Source organism: Aquariibacter albus (assembly GCF_014145335.1).
Taxonomy (GTDB): domain Bacteria; phylum Pseudomonadota; class Gammaproteobacteria; order Burkholderiales; family Burkholderiaceae_C; genus Aquariibacter; species Aquariibacter albus.
In genome coordinates this window covers 312,961-330,202 of record NZ_JACIVI010000002.1, presented here as the reverse complement: position 1 = coordinate 330,202, position 17,242 = coordinate 312,961, and the positions used below count along the sequence as shown (strand labels likewise).

The window sequence follows — 17,242 nt, the reverse complement described above, 5'->3', positions numbered from 1 at the left end:
ACTGGACGGCCATGCCCGCCCTGAATGCCCTGCCGCGGCTGCTCGTGATCGATGCCGCCACCGACACCCTGCACCTGGCCCTGCAGGCAGGGTCGCACACGGCCCAGCGGGCCCTGCCCGGCGGCGCCCAGGCGTCCGCCCAGCTGCTGCCGGCGCTGCAGGGCCTGCTGGACGAAGCCGGCCTTGCGGCCGCCGACCTGGACGCGATCGGCTTCGGCCGGGGCCCCGGGGCTTTCACCGGCGTGCGCACCGCCTGCGCAGTGGCCCAGGGCCTGGCCTTCGGCCTGGACAAGCCGGTGCTGGCCCTCGACAGCCTGCTGGCCGTGGCGGTGGCGGCCTGGCCGGCCGGCCAGGGCCCGGCGCCGGGCGAGACCGCCTGGGTGGCCGTCGATGCCCGCATGAACGAGTGCTACGCCGCCGCCTACCGCCGGGCCGCGGACGGCGGCTGGACCCCGGTCGAGCCCCCCGGCCTGCAAGCCCCCGCGGCCCTGGCCGCCCGCTGCGCCGCCGACGGTCCGGTCTGGATCGCCGGCAACAGCCTGGACGTCCACGCCGAAGCCTGGGGCGCCCTGGCCGCGGGCCCGCGCGCCGCGCCGCAGGCCCGCCTCGACGGTGCCGCGCTGCTGCACCTGGCGGGCGCGGCCTGGGCGGCCGGCCAGGCCGTGGACGCCTCCCAGGCCCTGCCGCTCTATGGGCGCGACAAGGTCGCGCAGACCACGGCCGAGCGCGAGGCCGCCCGCGCCGCCCAGGCGGCATCCGCCGCATGAGCCGACCGCCGGCCCAGCATGGCGCGACCTGGCTGCGGCCCATGGGCGCTGGCGACCTCGATGCCGTGATGGCCCTCGAACAGCAGGCCTACGCCTTCCCCTGGAGCCGCGGCAATTTCCAGGATTCCCTGCTGAGTGGCCACCCCATCACCCTGTTGTTCGCCGTCGAGGACGAGCGCCTGCTGGGCTACTCGGTCGGCATGGTCGGGGTCGAGGAGATGCACCTGCTCAACCTCACCGTCCACCCCGAGGCCCAGGGCCGCGGCCATGGTCGCACCCTGCTGGACGCGCTGTGCGTGCTGGGCCGCGGCCTGGGCTGCGCCAAGCTCTGGCTCGAAGTGCGTGCTTCGAATGCCGGCGCCCAGCGCCTCTACCGCCGCTACGGCTTTGTCGAGCAGGGCCGGCGCAAGGGCTATTACCCCGCCGGCCGAGGCCAGCGCGAGGATGCGATCGTGATGGCCCTGCCGCTCGACGCCGCCGGAGACGCCCGTGCTTGACGCCCGCCGCCACGCGATGCTGGCCGAGCTGGGCGTGCAGCTGCCGGCCCCGCGGCCGGCCGCGGCCGAGCCGGCGCCCGGGATCGATCCGCCCCCCGCCGCCGCCCGGCCCCCGGCCCGGCCGCCCGCCGCCCCCGCGCTCCGTCCGCGGTCTGACGCCGCGCCGACGGATGCGGCTCCGGCCCAGGCCCAGGCTCCGGCCCCGGCGCCTGCCGGCGGCACGGCCGTCGCCGGCCTGCGGCCCGCCGGCCCGGGCGCCCTGCCCGCCGGGCCGGTCGCGGGCATGGACTGGCCGACCCTGGCCACCGCCGTGTCCGGCTGCCAGGCCTGCGGCCTGTGCGCCCAGCGCCGTCAGGCCGTGCTGGACGCCGGCCCGCGCGATGCCGACTGGATGGTCGTCGGCGAGGCGCCGGGCGAGCAGGAGGACCGCGAGGGCCTGCCCTTCGTCGGCAAGTCCGGCCAGCTGCTCGACCGCATGCTGGCGGCGATCGGCGTGTCGCGTGCGGGACGCGGCCGCGGCGGGGCGCCGGCTGCGGCCCCGCAGCACGAGGGGGCCTACATCGCCAACACCCTGAAATGCCGTCCGCCCGGCAACCGCAATCCGAGCGCCGAGGAGCTGGCCGCCTGCGCGCCCTTCCTGCAGCGCCAGCTGGACCTGGTGCAGCCGCGCGTGATGCTGCTGATGGGCCGCTATGCGGTGCAGAGCCTGCTCGGCAGCGACGCGCCGCTCGGTCGCCTGCGCGGCCAGGTGCACCAGGTGCTCGGCCGGCCGGCGATCGTCAGCTACCACCCCAGCTACCTGCTGCGCAGCCCGATGGAGAAGGCCAAGGCCTGGGACGACCTCTGCCTGGCCCGCGCCACGCTCGACCGTCTGCGCGCCGCCGACCGCGGCTGAGCCGCCGGCCCCGCCGGCGCTTCAGCGCTGGCCGCTGCGACCGAGGTAGCGCTTGCGGCGGAAGTAGATCAGCAGGCCCAGGCCGGTGCCGGCCATCAGCGCCGTGGTGGCCCAGACGCCGGTGCTGCTGTGGATGAAGGGCAGGAAATCGAAGTTCATGCCGAAGAAGCCGGTGATCAGGTTCAAGGGCATGAAGACGGCGGTCAGCACCGTCAGCGTGCGCATGATGTCGTTCGTCCGGTTGCTCTGGGCCGAGAAGTGCATCTGCACGGCGCTCTCGACCGAGCCCTCTAGCCGTCGCACATGGCCCAGCACGCGCTCGATGTGCTCGAGCACGTCGCGCGAGCGCACCCGCAGCAGCTCGCGCTCGCGGGCGGCCTGGGGTTCATGCTCGACCGGCCATTCGTCCAGCGCATCGATCCATTCCTGCACGGCGCTGCGCTGGTCTTCGCAGGTGTCCTCCAGCGCATGCAGGGTGTTGCGGCTGTCGAGCAGGGCCTGCCAGTTGTCGAAGCGGCTGCGCGGGCTCAGCAGCTCGGCCTGCAGGTAGCCGAGCTGGCGGGTCAGCAGGCGGCGCAGGTCGAGGTAGCCGTCGACCATGTGGTTGACGATGCGCAGCATCAGGTCGGCCGGGCCGGCTGGCAGGCGGCCGGCCGCGGGCCGGGCCTCGCTGCCGCTGATGCTGACCGGCGGTCCGCCGGCCATCTGCGCCAGGCGGGCGATGAAGAAGTCGCGCACGGCGCAGTCGGTCGGGTGCACGGTGATCAGCACGCGGTCGAAGACGGCGAAGCCGACCGGGCTGGTGTCGATCGAGGCCAGGGCCTGGCGCGCCGTCTGGGCGGTGCCGTGCTGCTCGTCGAGGAAGAGCGCGCTGGTGCCGCTGCCGACCGCGAGGCGGCGGAAGACCAGCAAGTCGTACCAGCTCGTGTAGTCGTACTGCGAGGGCAGCTGCAGGTTCAGCAGATCGGAGACATGCAGATCGACCAGGCCACCGCCGCCCCATCGGGCGAGCGCAGCCTGGGTTTCCGGCAGCCCGACCTCGAAGGCGCGGCGGCCGCTGGCCAACCAGAGGAAGCCGCTGGTCGGCAGCCCCTCGGGCAGGACCTGCAGCTCGTGGAAGCCTTCGCTGACGTGGAAGATGCGCATCGCGGATGGGTGGCCGCTGGCCGGCTGGGCGGGGACCGCGGGACCGCTCAATCCAGCGGGTGCTCGCGCAGCCAGCGGGCGGCGTCGAGCGCGAAGTAGCTCAGGATGCCGTCGGCCCCGGCGCGCCTGAATGCCAGCAGGCTTTCCATCATCACGGCGTCGTGGGCCAGCCAGCCGTTCGCGGCGGCGGCCTTGAGCATGGCGTACTCGCCACTCACCTGATAGGCGAAGGTCGGCACGCCGAACTCGTCCTTCACGCGGCGCACGATGTCCAGGTAGGGCAGGCCGGGCTTGACCATGACCATGTCGGCGCCTTCGGCAAGGTCCAGCGCCACCTCGCGCAGCGCCTCGTCGCTGTTGCCCGGGTCCATCTGGTAGACCTTCTTGTCGGCCTTGCCCAGCTTGCCGGCGCTGCCCACCGCGTCGCGGAAGGGGCCATAGAAGGCGCTGGCGTACTTGGCGCTGTAGGCCATGATCCGCGTGTGGATGTGGCCGTGGGCCTCCAGGGCCTCGCGGATGGCGCCGATGCGGCCGTCCATCATGTCGCTGGGCGCGACCATGTCGACGCCGGCCTCGGCCTGCACCAGGGCCTGGCCGACCAGCACCTCCACCGTCTCGTCGTTCAGGATGTAGCCGCTGGGGTCGAGCAGGCCGTCCTGGCCGTGGGCGGTGTAGGGGTCGAGCGCGACATCGGTCATCAGCGCCAGCTGCGGGAAACGCGCCTTCAGCGTCCGCACGACCTGCGGCACCAGGCCCTCGGGGTTCAGGGCCTCGCGGCCGTCGTCGGACTTGCGCGCATCGTCGATCACCGGGAACAGGGCCATGGCCGGCACGCCGAGCGTGACGCACTGCTCGGCCAGGGGCAGCAGCCGGTCCAGGCTCAGGCGCTGCACGCCCGGCATGGAGGCCACGTCCTCCGTGCGGCCCGCCCCTTCGAGCACGAAGACCGGCAGGATCAGGTCGCTCGGGTGCAGGCGGTGCTCGCGCACCATGGCGCGGACGGCCGCGTCGCGGCGCAGGCGGCGCGGGCGGGTGGCGGGGAAGCGTTGCAGGAAGGTGCTCACGGTCGCAGGGCCGCGCCGGGGCGGCCGTTCGGCGCCCGGCAAGGCCGGGCCAAGTGCGCATTGTCGCGGAGGGCTTCACGGGCCCCGGGACCGGGGAGAAGCCGTCCGAACAGCCCGGCTTCAGCTTCCGATAAGATACGTAACGGTGCTTGCGCTTGCGCGATCACCCCTGCTTTCCTCCCTGAGCAGGAACCTGAACGTGTGACAGCGAACAGGTTTTCCAGCCCCGGCCCTGCCGGGGCTTTTTTCTGCCCGCGTGATGCGCGCGCGGCGGGCGCGAGGCCTCAGCCTGTGCGCTTGTGCACACGGGCTGGACACGGGGGTGAAGCGGGCCGGGAAGGCGCCGCTTTTCAAGCGAGTGCGCGCGAGGCCGGCTGCCTATCGTGGAGGCCATGGTTCCTCCGACGAAGGCCGCGATGCCCGACAGGCTGCAGGCCGGTTCGCCGGGGTCCTTCCACCCAGCCCGGACCCCTCGCATGCGCCCCCTCCTCCCCCTCCTGCGCCCCTTGCTGCTGGCCCTCACTGTGGGCCTGTGCGGCGGGGCCGCGCGGGCCGAAGACGCCCCCGCCCCGGAATCCGCCCCGTCGGGCGGCACGACCCTGCCGGGCCTGAGCACGCGCCAGGCCGCCGTGCTCGACAGCCTCAGCACCCACCTGGCCGTCAGCGCGGGCGGGGTCGAGACCAACCCGCTGGTCACCCCCACGCCGATCGGCCTGCTCGCATTGATCGGCTTCAAGCTGGGCCTGATCCAGTACGCCGACACCCTGCCCGACGACAAGAAGCAGCGCTTCAACCAGACCAGCTCGGCCTTCTGGGGCGGGGCCTCGGTGAACAACCTGCTGGTGGCCGCCTCGGCGCACCCGCTGGTGGCGGTGGGCGCGGGCATCCTCTCGGGCAGCTACCTCTGGCAGCGGGCCGGCGCGTCGGCCAAGCCGGCCGCCGATCCGGAGACGGTGATCGGCCTCTACCGCGGCGCCAACGGCACGCCAGGCGAACTGGTGCTGGCACGCGACGGCAGCTTCGGCATCGGCGGCGAGCCGATCGCCGGCCTGGGCCGCGGCGGCCACTGGCGCACGACCTCGCGCGGCGTCGAGCTGCAGGGCGACGCCGGCACGATGCTGGCCTCGCCGGACTCGGGCGCGATGATCCTGCGCGGCGCGCAAGGCCAGTCCTTCTTCGTGCGCTGAGCCCGGCGGATACCCGGCCTGGCCGCGCCGGCCGGGGGCGGCTCGCATAATGAGCCCATGCTCTGGGTCAAAGCCTTTCACATCGTCTTCGTGGCCAGCTGGTTTGCGGGCCTCTTCTACCTGCCGCGCATCTTCGTCAACCTGGCGATGGTGCCGGCCGACAGCCATGCCGAGCGCGAGCGCCTGCTGCTGATGGCGCGCAAGCTGCACCGCTTCGCGGGGCTGCTGATGATCCCGGCCCTGGTGCTCGGCATGCTGCTGTGGCTGCACTTCGGCATCGGCCGCGGCCCGGGCAATGGCTGGCTGCATGCCAAGCTGCTGCTGGTCGTCGGCATCATCGGCTACCACCACGTCTGCAAGCGCCTGCTGCGCGACTTCGAGGGCTTCGCCAACCGACGCAGCCACCGCTGGTTCCGGGTCTTCAACGAGGTCTCGGTGCTGCTCTTCATCGCGGCGGTGGTGCTGGTCGTCGTCAAGCCCTTCTGAGCGGCAGGCGATGGCGGTGGAGCGCAGCTCGGCCTGGACCCTGGCCGCCGTCTGCGCCGGCCTGATCGTCTACGCCAGCCTGCACCCCTTCAGTGGCTGGACCAGTCCGCGGGAAGGCTGGCTGCAGCTGGGCGAGCTGCCCTGGCCGCACTACCAGACGGGCTTCGACACCCTGGTCAACGTGCTGGGCTATGCACCGCTCGGCGCCTTCCTGACCACCGCGCAGCTGCGCGGCGGGCAAGGCCGCGGAGGGGCGCTGCTGCGGTCCGTGCTGGCCGGCGCCCTGCTCAGCCAGGGCCTGGAGTCGGCCCAGCACCTCCTGCCCGTGCGGGTGCCCTCGCGGCTGGACTGGCTCTGCAACACGGCCGGTGCCGGGCTGGGGGCGATCTTCACGCTGTCGCTGCATGCGCTGGGGGCGCTGGGCCGCTGGTCCAGCGTGCGTCGGCGATGGTTTCTGCCCGGTGCGGACTTCGGCCTCGCCCTGCTGTGGCTGTGGCCGCTGGGCCTGCTCTACCCGCCGGCCCTGCCCTTCGCGCCGGGCCAGGTGCTGCCGCGCCTGCTGGCCCTGGCCTCGGAGGCCCTGGCCGACACCCGCTGGGCACCCGCCGCCGAGCGCTGGCCGGGCGCGCTGCCCGGCCTGGGACCGCTGGGCGAGCTGCTGGCGATCGGCCTGGGTGCGCTGGCGCCTTGCCTGGTCGCCGCCTCCATCACCGCACCCGGCCTGCGCCGCGCCCTGCTGCTGGCGGGCGCGCTGGGGATCGCGCTGGGCGCGACGACGCTGTCGACCGCGCTGAACTTCGGTCCCGAACATGCCCTGGCCTGGTGGACGGATCCGGTGGGCCCCGCCCTGGCCTTGACGGCCGGACTGGCCCTGCTGCTCGTGCCCCTGCCGGCACGGCGGGTCGCGCAGCTCGGCCTGCCACTGCTGGCGGCCGGCCTGCTGCTGGCCAATCTGGCGCCCGCCGACCCCTACCTGGAAGCCAGCCTGCAAGGCTGGGAGCAGGGGCGCTTCATCCGCTTTCACGGCATCTCGCAGTGGGTGGGCTGGCTGTGGCCGGGGGCCGCGCTGATCGGCCTGATCGGACGCCTGGCCGCCCTGCGGCGCTGAGCCGGCGACTGTCGCCCCCCGCCAGCCTCGTCCGCAGCCCAGGGCGCCTGTTGCCGACGCTGCCGACGGTGGCGCCGGCAACAGGCGCCCTGGGCGCTGTTCGCCTTCCGGCGCCATGCCGACTGGATCGGCATCGCGCCCTTCGCGCGCGGCTGAGGCCGCGCGGGCTTCGCAGGCTCAGTAGACCAGTTCGGCCTGGTTGCACTGCAGGCGGATCTGGTTCACGTCGGCATAGCCGATGTCGAGACCCAGCAGGGCCAGGACACCGTCGAGCAACGGCGTGATGGCCGCCAGGGTGGTGCTGAGCAGCCCTTCGACCAGGGGGATCAGGGTCGAAAGCAGCGGGTTGACGATGATGGCCACGAGCCCCAGGACACCGGAGGTGTCGAGGCTCAGCTGCAGGGATCCGGGCCGCAGCGCATGGGCCAGCGCCCCGCCGAGCGAAGTGCCGATGCGGTAGCTGCCGTCGGTCACCGGCTGGGCCGCGCCGCTGCCATAGCTCAGCGGCGTCGCACTGGGATTGATGGCCTGCAGGTTGATGTAGCCCAGCAGTCCGACATTGACCAGGCCCAGCACATTGATGTTGGCGAGGGTGGCCGGCTGGGCGTTACTGGCGCAGGTCTCGGGCGAGTTCAGCGTCCCGGCGGCCGTCCGGCTCAGACAGACGCTGGCCAGGCCCGTCTGCGCGGCCAGCTGGACCCGCGACTCGGCAAAGGTCCGGCCGCACTGCAGGGCTGACACCGTGGCCCGGGCCGGCGCCACCTCCAGGGCCAGCGGCAGCTGGATCACGGTGCTGGCCACGCCGAGGTTCAGGTTCAGCAGCGAGAGATTCAGGCGCAGCCGCGTCTGCGCGGTCTTGGCGCTGGTGCCGACCCCGCCCACCGCGATCTGCGGCGGCTCGATGATGCGCAGGCCGAGGCTCAGGCTGGCCAGCGGACCGAGGTTCAGGCCGGTGTTCAGCGCGATGAAGTTGTTGCGGTTGGCCACCTGCGCGCCGACGGTCAGCAGCTCCAGCACATTGATGCGCGCCTCGGCCGCGGCGGCATCGGTCGGTGCACTCACATTGAGCAGCTGCGCCACCGGCACGTTCAGTGTCTGGGCCTGCAGGGCCAGGCTGTTCAGCACATTGACGGCCAGGGCCTGGCTGGGCCCCAGGGCATTGGCCGAGGCCAGCAGCAGATTGCCCAGGGTGACGTTGCTGGCGAGCAGTTCGTCGACGGTGCCCAGGCGGATCGGGTCGGCCCGCACCAGGTCCAGCAGCCGCACCCGCGCACTGGCCAGGCCCTGGTAGCTGGCCAGGCTGAGGTTCACGCTGCTGCGCAAGAGGCCCGACAGCAGCGCGTTCAGCGGGCTGGCGTCCGTCAGGGCCGCAACGCCGGAACCGATCGACAGCGTCGTCACCGGCGTGATGGCCGCCGTGGCTTCGGCGGTCACCGTGCGGCCGGCGCTGCCGCCGAGCAGTCCGAAGAAATACGGCACGGGACGCGACAAGCGCACCCGCACCGCGTTGAAGGGCGCGGCACCGGCGCTGAAGTAGGTCGGTGCGGCCACGGCCTGCGGGTCCCAGCGGCCGCAGGTCGCGGTGGTCGTGGCACCACTGCTCGGCAGGCCGTTCTGCTGGGCCACCGAGCGGGCGGTGGGCGTGGCCGTCGCGCAGGTCGGCTCGACGAACTGGGTCGCCGCCAGTGCGGCGGCGTCGGCCGCCTTCTGCAGGATGCGGCGCTGGGAGAAGACATGGGCGACGTCCAGCACCATCAGGGCCGCCATCGCCAGGCCGAGCGCGGCCACGCCGATCAGCATGGCCGCACCGCGCTGGCGCGGCCGGGGTCGAAGGGCCGGGCGGGGCATGTCAGCGGGTCCCGCTGCTGCCGGACGTCTCGCCGCGTGCGGCATTGCCGGACCGACCCGAGCCGCCGGTGACGGCGCTCGGCGGCGGCGAGCCGGCCACGCTGGCCGAGAGGCGGAAGCTGTCGACATGCCGCTGCCAGATGGCCGCGGCCACCTCGCCGGGCACCGGATGGCTGCGGCCGGCCTGCGCATTGCTGCGTTGCAGCTCCAGCCAAGCGCGGGTGCTGCTGCCGACGGCCGACTCGGCGGCTGCGTCCTGCGCATGCGGCGCGGACGCGGCCACCAGGCCGAGCAGCAGGGCTGCAGGCAGCCGGAGGAACAGGGCGGACGGACGGGAGATTCGGGCGCTCATCGGGAGGCTCCAGGCGGCGGGACGGTGGCAGAGGAAGGCGGCGTGGCCGCCACCGGCTTGCGAGGCTGCGGCAGCCGGTAGTCGAACTGCAGGTTCAGGGCTTCGGCGCTCGGCGGCTCGGGACTGCGCGGGGCGGGTGCGGCCGGCGGAGCCAGCATGCCGCGGATGATCTGGCGCGAGGCCTCGCTGATGCCGGGCCGGGCCAGCACGGATTCGGCGGCCGTGCGGTCTCCGACGCTGGCGTGGTACAGCGCGAGATTGGCCAGGATGCGCGGATCGTTGGGCGCCAGCTGGGCGGCGGTGAAGATGGGCCCGCGGGCCTCGCCCAGGCGCTGCCCGGCGATCAGCGCATAGCCGAGATCGCTTTGCAGCACGGGATTGGTCGGCTCCAGCGCGACCGCCCGGCCCAGCAGGGTGGCCGCCTGCGTCATGTCGCCGCGCGCGCCAGCCAGCAGGCCCAGGCCGTGGTGTCCGGCCGCGGCACGCGGCGTGGTCAGCAGGCGGGTGTAGACCCGGCCGGCCGCCTCGCCCTGGCCCGTCGCGCGCAGGGCGTCGGCGCGCAGCATCAGGGTGTCGGGGCTCTCGCCGAACTCGGCCTCGAAGCTCTGCAGATGCGCCAGCACCGCGTAGTGCTGGCCGGTGGCGCGCAGCTCGCCGAGCACGGCCAGGTAGGCGCTGCGCGGGTCGGTGGCCGGACGGTCCACGCCGGGCTCGGCCCCGTCGCTGCGCCCCGTGCCGGGGCCGATGCCGGGCGCCGCCAGCACCGGCGCGGCGGCCAGCAGCAGGCCGGCCAGCAGGCGCCGCGACAGGGGAAAGGCAAGGGGGGGATGCAAGGCTCAGATCCGGGTCAGGGAACGCACGATGGCCAGGAAGCCCGGGCCGGCGACGACGATCAGCAGGGCCGGCAGCAGGGTCACGACCATCACGCCCGTCATCTTCACGTTGAGGCGGCCGACGTGTTCGCGCAGCGCGGCGCGGCGCTTCTCGCGGATGCGCTCGCCGAACTGGCGCAGCGGCTCCTGCACCGCCCCGCCATGGCGATCGATCTGGCCGAGCAAGGTCACGAGATTGGCCAGGTCCTCGCTCTGGTAGACGCGGGCCAGGCGGCGCAGCGTGTCGTTGCGGTTGCGGCCGGCGGCGAACTGGCGGTTGGCGGCCTCGAGCTCGGCCCCGAGCACCGGCAGGACCTGGCGGAAGTCGCTGGCGATGATCTGCAGGGTCTGGTCCAGGCTGATGCCGGTCCCCTGCAGCAGCTTGAGCAGATCGATCAGCAGCGGCGTTTCCTCGTGGGCCCGCTGCAGCCGGCGCGCCGCGAGGCCGCGCAGCACGATCTTCGGCAGCATCAGCCCGAGCACCAGACCGCTCAGCCACAGCAGCAGGACGCGCATCGCGGCCTCGGGCTGCGGCAGCAGCACCATCGCCCCGAGGGTCGCAAGGCCCAGGGTCAGCAGCCGTGCGATCAGGTAGAGGCCACGGTGGTGACGGGCATGGAAGCCCGCCTGATCGAGCAGGGTGCGGTCCTCCTGGGCAACCAATGCGCGGCCGAGGCTCTGGTCGAGCAGGGTGAAGAGCGGCTGCAGGAAGGCCAGCTGGGGCGGCGGCGCCCCGAGGGTGGACAAGTCGGTGTCGTCGAGCAGGTCGCTGGCCTCCTGGCGGCGCAAGGCGACGGCCCGCTCCAGATGCTCCTGGCTGCGCTGGCGCGCACGGCGGCGCTGCAGCACGGCGAGCCCCAGCAGCAGCACGGCCAGCACCAGCGCAAGGGCCGCCGCCAGCAGCACGAGGGGAAGGGGGCTGAGGTTCGGAGTCATGTCAGCGCAGCCGGGCCAGGCGGTACATCAGGAAGCTGCCGAAGAGCTGCAGGCCGAAGGCGGCCATCAGCAAGGTCTGGCCGGTCGGATCCACCCACATGCCCGACAGGTAGGCCGCGTTGAAGAACAGGATGCTCAGGCCGACCGCCGCCGGCAGCAGGGCAAGGATCCAGGCGGACAGGCGGGTCTCGGCGGACAGGGCCACCAGCTCCTGCTGCGCCTGCTCGCGGTCGCGCATGAAGACGGCCACGCGCTCCAGCACCTGGTCGACCCGCCCGCCGTACTGGATGCTCATCCTCACCACGGCGCCGAACAGCATCAGCGGGGCGAAGCCATAGACCTCGCCGGCCTGCTCGAGCGCGCGGTCCAGGTCGGCCCCGGCACGCACGCGCTGGGCGACCGCATCCAGGCAGGCCCGCAGCGGGCCGCGCGTCGTGCCGACCGCGGCCAGAAAGGCCGCCGGGATGCTCTGGCCCACGGCCAGCAGCCGCACCATGGTGTCGATGAAGGGCGGCAGGGCATGGGTCATGTCCTGGTGCTGGCGCTGCATGCGCAGGCCCAGCACCAGGGCGGCGAGGGCTGCGCCGAGGGCCAGGCCGAGCAGGCCGACCGCGGGGGTGGATTGCAGACCGACCAGCAGGCCCAGGCCCAGCGGCGGCAGGAGCACCATGAGACTGGCGGCCGGGCCCGGCCGCAGGCCGGCGCGATGCAGCATGCGCGACCAGGGGTTGCCGCCCCGCGCGCTGAGCGACACGCGGCGCGGGCCGCCGGTCGGCGGGGGCTCGCCAGGCGACGCTGCGGGCTCGCTGGCGGCCTGGCGGACCGCCGCAAGCCGCGCATCGAGAAACTGCGCGGCACGGCGCGATTCGCCGCGCTGGCGGTGGGTGGCCCACAGCCCCAGGCCGAGGGCCAGCAGCAGCAAGGCGGCGGCGAGGAGGACAAGGACCTGGCTAGACACCGAATGCATCCCCCAGGCTGGGCGAGGCCGGCGGAGCGGCCACCGCGGACAGGCGCGGCGAGTGCGCGCGGATGCCGGTCCAGACCCAGCGCTCGGTGTCGGCGCCCTCGCCGGGGTCGAGGCGGCAGAGCTCCTGGGTGGCGATGATGGCGTCGCCGACCCCGGTCACCTCGGTCAGCGAGAGCACGCGGCGCCGGCCGTCGGGCAGGCGGCCGACCTGGATGATGAAGTCGATCGCATTGGCGATCTGGCGCCGCAGGCTGGCCTCGCTGCCCTGGTAGCCACCGAAGCCGGCCAGCATCTCCAGGCGGTACAGGCATTCGCGCGGCGAGCTGGCGTGGATGGTGCCCATCGAGCCGTCGTGGCCGGTGTTCATGGCCTGCAGCATCTCCAGCACCTCGGCGCCGCGCACTTCGCCGACGATGATGCGGTCCGGCCGCATCCGCAGCGTGTTGCGCAGCAGCTCGCGCGGGCCGACGGCGCCGCCGCCGTCGTAGCTGCCGGGCCGCGTCTCCAGCCGCACCACATGCGGGTGGTTCAGCGAGAGCTCGGCGGTGTCCTCGATCGTCACCACCCGCTCGCTGGGCGTGGCGAAGGAGGCCAGGGCATTGAGCAGCGAGGTCTTGCCCGAGCTGGTGCCGCCGCTGACCAGGATGTTGCAGCGCGCCTTGACCGCCTGTTCGAGCAGGTCGTGCATGCGCTGGTCGAAGCTGCCGAGCGCGACCAGGTCCGAGGGCTTGAGCGGGTCCTTGCGGAACTTCCGGATCGAGACCACCGGGCCGTCGATCGACAGCGGCTCGATGATCGCGTTGATCCGGCCGCCGTCGACCAGGCGCGCATCGACCATGGGACTGGATTCGTCGAGCCGCCGGCCGATCGGCGCCAGGATGCGGCGCACGATGCGCAGCAGGTGCGCGTTGTCGGCGAAGCGCACGGCCACCTTCTGCAGCTTGCCGCCGCGCGAGACGTAGACCGAGTTGCAGCCGTTGATCAGGATGTCCTCGACCGCCGGATCCTGCAGCAGGTCCTCGATCGGACCGAAGCCGGTCAGCTCCTTGGTCAGCGAATCGCTGACGGTGCGCAGCTCTTCCTGGTTCAGCGGCAGGTTGTTGCCGAGCACGAAGCGCTCGACCTCGGTGCTGACCAGGCGCTGCACGGCCGGACGCGACAGGCGGGTGAACTCGCTGCCCAGCTCCTCGATGCGGCTGAGCAGATGCTCGTAGGCCCGCGCCTTGATGTCCATGAACTCGCGCGTCGTGGTGAAGGCGCTGCCCCCATCGTCGGCGAAGGAAATGAAATTGCTGTGCATCTTGGCGTTCCTCAGGCCCCGCTGCGGCCGCCGCCCTTGCGGAGGCTGCCGATCCACTGGCGCAGGCCGGCCGCCGGGCCGGACCCCGGGGCCGACGCGGCCGGCACCGCAGCTTCGCCCTCGGGCAGCAGGCGTGCGAGCAACTGCCGGACCAGCTTGACATAGGGGTCGCCCGGGGCAACCTGGCTCAGCAGACGGCCCGTGTTCATGGCCTGCAGCAGCGCCGTCGAGCGGTTGGGCAGGGCCATCAGCAGCGGCAGCTCCAGCCGCTCGGCGATCTGAGCCGGCGAGGGATCGACGCTGTCGTCGGCCTTGGTCACCACCAGCTGGGGGCGCAGGCCGCGCGCACGCAGGGTGCGGGTGAGCTCCAGGGCCGAGATGACCGAGGGCGCGCCCTGGTCGCAGACCATCAGGCAGTGGTCGCTGATGGCCGCGACCTGGGCGATGAACTCCTGGTTGGCGAAACCGCCCAGGTCGATCAGCTGCAGGTCGACGAAGGACCGCAGGCGTTGCGTGACCGACACCGCCGAGGCATGCGAGAGCTCACGCAGCTCGGCCACATTGGCCGGCAGCGAGAGCACGGCCAGGCCGCTCGCATGGCGCGGCAGGGCCGACTGCACGAAGGTGGCGTCGATGCGGTGCTGGCTGCGCGCGGCTTCGGCGAAGCTGAAGCTGCCGCGGGTCTCGAGCAGCACCTGGCTGTCGCCAACCGGAATGCCCAGGTCCAGCAGGGCCGCGCCGCGCTGCTCGCGCTTCAGATGCTCCTGCAGCATGACGGCCAGGTGCGCGGCCAGGGTGCTGGTGCCGACCCCGGGCCGGGCCCCGACCAGCGACACCACCGTGCCCTGGATGACCCGGGGCGCGGCCGGCGCCTGGACCAGGCGGGCCAGCACGGCCAGGGCATCGGCCGGCGGGGCCTCGGTGTCGATGAACTCGCGCACACCCGCGCGCAGCGCCGCCAGGGCGGCGGCAGCGTCGGCCGCACGGCCCAGGGCGACGATCGCGGACTGCGGCAGGGCCAGTGCGGCCCGCTGGGCCAGTTCGGCCGCCGGCACGCGCTGCGGCTCGCTGAAGTCGATCACGACCAGGCTGCCACGCTCGGTGCCCAGGCGCTCTGCCAGTCGATCGGGCTCGACGCCACAGACCCGCAGGCTGCCGGCGGCACCCAGGGCCTCGCGCAGCCAGCGGGTCGAGGCCTCGCTGTCGCTGACCAGGGTCAGCAGGCCGAGCGAAAGCCCGGGCAGCGGGCCGTCCACGGGAGGGTTGGTGCTCATGGCGGGTTCGCGGCTCAGCGCGAGAAGCCCGGCACGACCTCGCCGCTGAGGGCCGGGCCGAGCAGGTGGTGACGGAAGGCCGCACCGTCCTCGCGGCTGCGGGACTGGCCCGGCAGGCCCGGCACGTCGGCGCCGCGGGCGATCGGACGCACCAGGCGCGGCGTGACGATGATGAGCAGCTCGCGCTCGTCCTTGCTGTAGCGCGTGTTCTTGAAGAAGCTGCCGAGGATGGGCAGATCCCCCAGGACGGGCAGCTTCTCGACGTTGGAGGTGGTCGTCGTGTTGACCAGGCCGCCGATCACGAAGCTCTCGCCATCGCCCAGCTCCACCGTGGTGTCCGCCCGGCGGGTGATGATGGCCGGCACCAGCGCGCCGTTGATCTGCAGGCCGTTGCCGAAGTCCAGGTCGCTGGCTTCGGGGGCCACCTTCAGCACGATGCGGTCGTCGCTGAGCACCGTCGGCGAGACCTGCAGGCCGATGCCGAAGGACTTGTACTCGATGGCCACCGAACCCAGGCCCTGCGGCACCGGCACCGGGATCTCGCCGCCGGCCAGGAAGCTTGCGCTCTGGCCCGAGAGCGCGGTCAGGCTGGGCTCGGCCAGCACCCGGGCCAGGCCATTCGACTCCAGCAGGCTCAGATTGGCCACCAGGCCGCGGCGGCCGATGATCAGATTGAAGGCGTCGGTGAAGGGCGCCCGGCTGCCGGTGAAGGTGACCCGTGCGGCCGAGCCGTTCGTCACGCCATTGCCGAGCGCCGGCCCCGGGGTGACCGTGCCGAGCGTGGAGGGGCTGAACACGCCCCAGGAGAAGCCGGTGCGGTTGCTGAACAGGTTCAGGCCGACTTCCTTCAGCACGCTGCGGCTGAACTCGACCACCTTCACGTCGACCTGCACGGTCGACGGGGTGGCGTGCACGACCGAGGCATCGATGAGCGCGTCCTTCGAACCGCTCGCCCGCTGCAGCGCACTGCGGCCCTGGGCATGCTCGATCAGCGAAGGGGCACCGCCTTCGAGCACGGCCGCACCGGATTCACCCGGCTTGAGCTCCAGGCCCCCGAGGCGCGCCGCGACCTCGATCGTGTGGCTCACCGGCTGAGCCGAACCCTGGCGCCAGATCAGCACCTCGGTGCGGCCGACGCCGCGTGCGCGGACCAGGACGCTGTCGCCACGCTTGGCATCGCGCAGCGGGGTCACGTCGGCCACGGTCTCCTGTCCGACCGACACCCGCAGCAGCTTGCCGCCGACTGGCAGCAGCAGCTGCTGACCCGGCTGCAGGCTCTGGGTGCTCGGCTCGGGCAAGGCCGGTTCGGGGGCCGGACGGATGGCCCCCGGACGACGCGCAGGGGTCGGGGCCGTCTGCGCCAGGGCCTGCGCGGCCAGCAGGCTGCCGAGCAGCAGGCCCAGGGCCGGACGCCAGGGGGCGGCGCGGCGGGCGGGCAGGAAACAGGAAGCGTGAGCGGTCATGCGGCCGTCCTCGGCAAGGGTCTCGGGGATGCGGAAATCGGGCGATGGAGCGGCAGGGGGCTCAGTAGGCCACCTGCTCGCGCTGGCCGCCGCGGATCACCTCGACCGAGCCGCTGTCGCCGGCCGCGCGGCGCTTCGGCGCGGCACCGGCTGCACCGGGCAGGGCCGCGGCCGGGAAGGCCGGCACAGCCGCGCCACGCCGGGCCTCGGGACGGCGATCCATCGGCAGCTCGCCCGCCAGGCCGGACAGGGAAAGGCCCGCCAGGGCGAGATCGGCGGCGCTGCGCGGGCCCGAGGCCGGGGCCAGCGCCAGGGCCGGGGCCGGCTCGATCAGCGGCTTGGCCGTCGGCAGCGTCGGGTCGTCGGGATGGCGAAGCGCCAGCGAGAGCAGGCCGCTCTGCTGGCCGAGCACGAGCTGCGGGACCTGGTCGACCGGGACGGCCAGCACCACGGTGCGCGCGGGCTCGGGCCGCACGCCCGGCGGCGGCGGCTCGCTGGACGCGGTCGCGCCCGGCGGGGGCCCATCGACCGAATCGCTGCCGTAGGCCAGCACGCGCAACTTGGACAGCAGCAGCCGGGCCTCGCTGTCGACCAGCTCCTGGCTGTCACGGCGCACGGTCACGAAGACATCCACCAGATCCCCCGGCCGCACGCGGTGGCCGATGCCGATCTGCTCGTCGACCCGCAAGGCCATCGCGCGCTCGCCCTCGCCCACCTTCAGTGCCAGGCCGGACATCAGCTGCGACTCGACGACCGGCGAACCCGCGGCCAGCGGCACGGCCAGGCGGCGACCGACCAGGACCGAGGGCTCGCTGACCGCGCCGGCCATCGGAAACCCGATGCGCTCGGTGCGCAGCATGGCGGCGGTGATCGCCTGCCCTGCGGCCAGCGATTGGGTCAACACGACCACCGGGAAGGTCGGGGCGGCGGGCGCGCTGGCGCCGGCCATGCCGTCGACACCCGGCGTGGCGGCGCGACGCGACAGCGTCCAGGCAAAGGCGGCCAGCGCGATCGCGATGACGATCAGCGCGATGGCAAGCGCCTTGATCACTCCGTTCATGGGGAGACTCCGGGTCGAGG

General features: G+C 73.3%; 17 protein-coding genes. 6 read left to right on the top strand and 11 right to left on the bottom strand.

The genetic code is table 11. The features are described 5' to 3' along the window. Positions 1-11 precede the first annotated feature (11 nt). The 3 genes from tsaB to H4F90_RS08955 are packed head-to-tail and all read left to right on the top strand — an operon-like array spanning position 12 to position 2,159. Positions 12-767, top strand: coding sequence for a tRNA (adenosine(37)-N6)-threonylcarbamoyltransferase complex dimerization subunit type 1 TsaB (gene tsaB / locus H4F90_RS08965; protein WP_182663690.1), 756 nt, complete (start codon positions 12-14; stop codon positions 765-767). Continuing rightward, positions 764-1,264: a ribosomal protein S18-alanine N-acetyltransferase gene (rimI, locus tag H4F90_RS08960; RefSeq protein WP_182663688.1), complete on the top strand. Its 501-nt coding sequence runs from the start codon at positions 764-766 to the stop codon at positions 1,262-1,264. The genes tsaB and rimI overlap by 4 nt, the downstream gene beginning before the upstream one ends. Further along, positions 1,257-2,159, top strand: a complete 903-nt coding sequence (locus tag H4F90_RS08955) for a uracil-DNA glycosylase (protein ID WP_328700870.1) — start codon at positions 1,257-1,259, stop codon at positions 2,157-2,159. The genes rimI and H4F90_RS08955 overlap by 8 nt, the downstream gene beginning before the upstream one ends. A gap of 21 nt (positions 2,160-2,180) precedes the next feature. On the opposite strand, the gene H4F90_RS08950 is transcribed toward H4F90_RS08955, so the two are convergent. Both H4F90_RS08950 and hemB read right to left on the bottom strand, forming a co-directional pair. After that, complete coding sequence (locus tag H4F90_RS08950) at positions 2,181-3,305, bottom strand: magnesium transporter CorA family protein (protein WP_182663686.1); 1,125 nt, start codon at positions 3,303-3,305, stop codon at positions 2,181-2,183. A 47-nt stretch (positions 3,306-3,352) separates the two neighbouring features. Continuing rightward, a complete protein-coding gene (hemB, locus tag H4F90_RS08945; protein ID WP_182663684.1) occupies positions 3,353-4,369 on the bottom strand; it encodes a porphobilinogen synthase in 1,017 nt (338 codons plus the stop codon). Positions 4,370-4,845: 476 nt separating this feature from the next. Here hemB and H4F90_RS08940 point away from each other — a divergent pair, with 476 nt between their 5' ends. The 3 genes from H4F90_RS08940 to H4F90_RS08930 are packed head-to-tail and all read left to right on the top strand — an operon-like array spanning position 4,846 to position 7,150. Next, positions 4,846-5,556: a hypothetical protein gene (locus tag H4F90_RS08940; protein WP_182663681.1), complete on the top strand. Its 711-nt coding sequence runs from the start codon at positions 4,846-4,848 to the stop codon at positions 5,554-5,556. Between the two features lie 57 nt (positions 5,557-5,613). After that, positions 5,614-6,042, top strand: coding sequence for a CopD family protein (locus H4F90_RS08935; RefSeq protein WP_182663679.1), 429 nt, complete (start codon positions 5,614-5,616; stop codon positions 6,040-6,042). Positions 6,043-6,052: 10 nt separating this feature from the next. Further along, positions 6,053-7,150 (top strand): VanZ family protein, encoded by a 1,098-nt coding sequence (locus tag H4F90_RS08930; RefSeq protein WP_182663677.1) that lies wholly within the window; start codon positions 6,053-6,055, stop codon positions 7,148-7,150. A gap of 177 nt (positions 7,151-7,327) precedes the next feature. On the opposite strand, the gene H4F90_RS08925 is transcribed toward H4F90_RS08930, so the two are convergent. The 9 genes from H4F90_RS08925 to cpaB form a co-directional block, all read right to left on the bottom strand. Continuing rightward, complete coding sequence (locus H4F90_RS08925) at positions 7,328-8,998, bottom strand: TadG family pilus assembly protein (RefSeq protein ID WP_182663675.1); 1,671 nt, start codon at positions 8,996-8,998, stop codon at positions 7,328-7,330. 1 nt (position 8,999) lies between these two features. Then, a complete protein-coding gene (locus H4F90_RS08920) occupies positions 9,000-9,350 on the bottom strand; it encodes a DUF3613 domain-containing protein (RefSeq protein WP_182663673.1) in 351 nt (116 codons plus the stop codon). Further along, positions 9,347-10,183 carry a tetratricopeptide repeat protein gene (locus tag H4F90_RS08915; RefSeq protein ID WP_182663671.1) on the bottom strand — a complete coding sequence of 279 codons (837 nt, stop codon included), beginning with the start codon at positions 10,181-10,183 and terminating at the stop codon, positions 9,347-9,349. The genes H4F90_RS08920 and H4F90_RS08915 overlap by 4 nt, the downstream gene beginning before the upstream one ends. A gap of 3 nt (positions 10,184-10,186) precedes the next feature. Further along, positions 10,187-11,158, bottom strand: a complete 972-nt coding sequence (locus tag H4F90_RS08910; protein ID WP_182663669.1) for a type II secretion system F family protein — start codon at positions 11,156-11,158, stop codon at positions 10,187-10,189. 1 nt (position 11,159) lies between these two features. Then, the gene (locus tag H4F90_RS08905) at positions 11,160-12,125 is read right to left on the bottom strand and encodes a type II secretion system F family protein (RefSeq protein ID WP_182663666.1); all 966 of its coding nucleotides are present in this window, start codon (positions 12,123-12,125) and stop codon (positions 11,160-11,162) included. Next, on the bottom strand, positions 12,109-13,425 hold the full coding sequence (locus H4F90_RS08900) for a CpaF family protein (RefSeq protein ID WP_182663665.1): 1,317 nt from the start codon (positions 13,423-13,425) through the stop codon (positions 12,109-12,111). The genes H4F90_RS08905 and H4F90_RS08900 overlap by 17 nt, the downstream gene beginning before the upstream one ends. 11 nt (positions 13,426-13,436) lie before the next feature. After that, positions 13,437-14,699 (bottom strand): AAA family ATPase, encoded by a 1,263-nt coding sequence (locus tag H4F90_RS08895; protein WP_182663663.1) that lies wholly within the window; start codon positions 14,697-14,699, stop codon positions 13,437-13,439. A gap of 14 nt (positions 14,700-14,713) precedes the next feature. Continuing rightward, positions 14,714-16,162 carry a type II and III secretion system protein family protein gene (locus H4F90_RS08890; protein WP_182663661.1) on the bottom strand — a complete coding sequence of 483 codons (1,449 nt, stop codon included), beginning with the start codon at positions 16,160-16,162 and terminating at the stop codon, positions 14,714-14,716. 61 nt (positions 16,163-16,223) lie between these two features. Beyond that, positions 16,224-17,222, bottom strand: coding sequence for a Flp pilus assembly protein CpaB (cpaB, locus tag H4F90_RS08885; protein ID WP_182663659.1), 999 nt, complete (start codon positions 17,220-17,222; stop codon positions 16,224-16,226). Positions 17,223-17,242 lie beyond the last annotated feature (20 nt).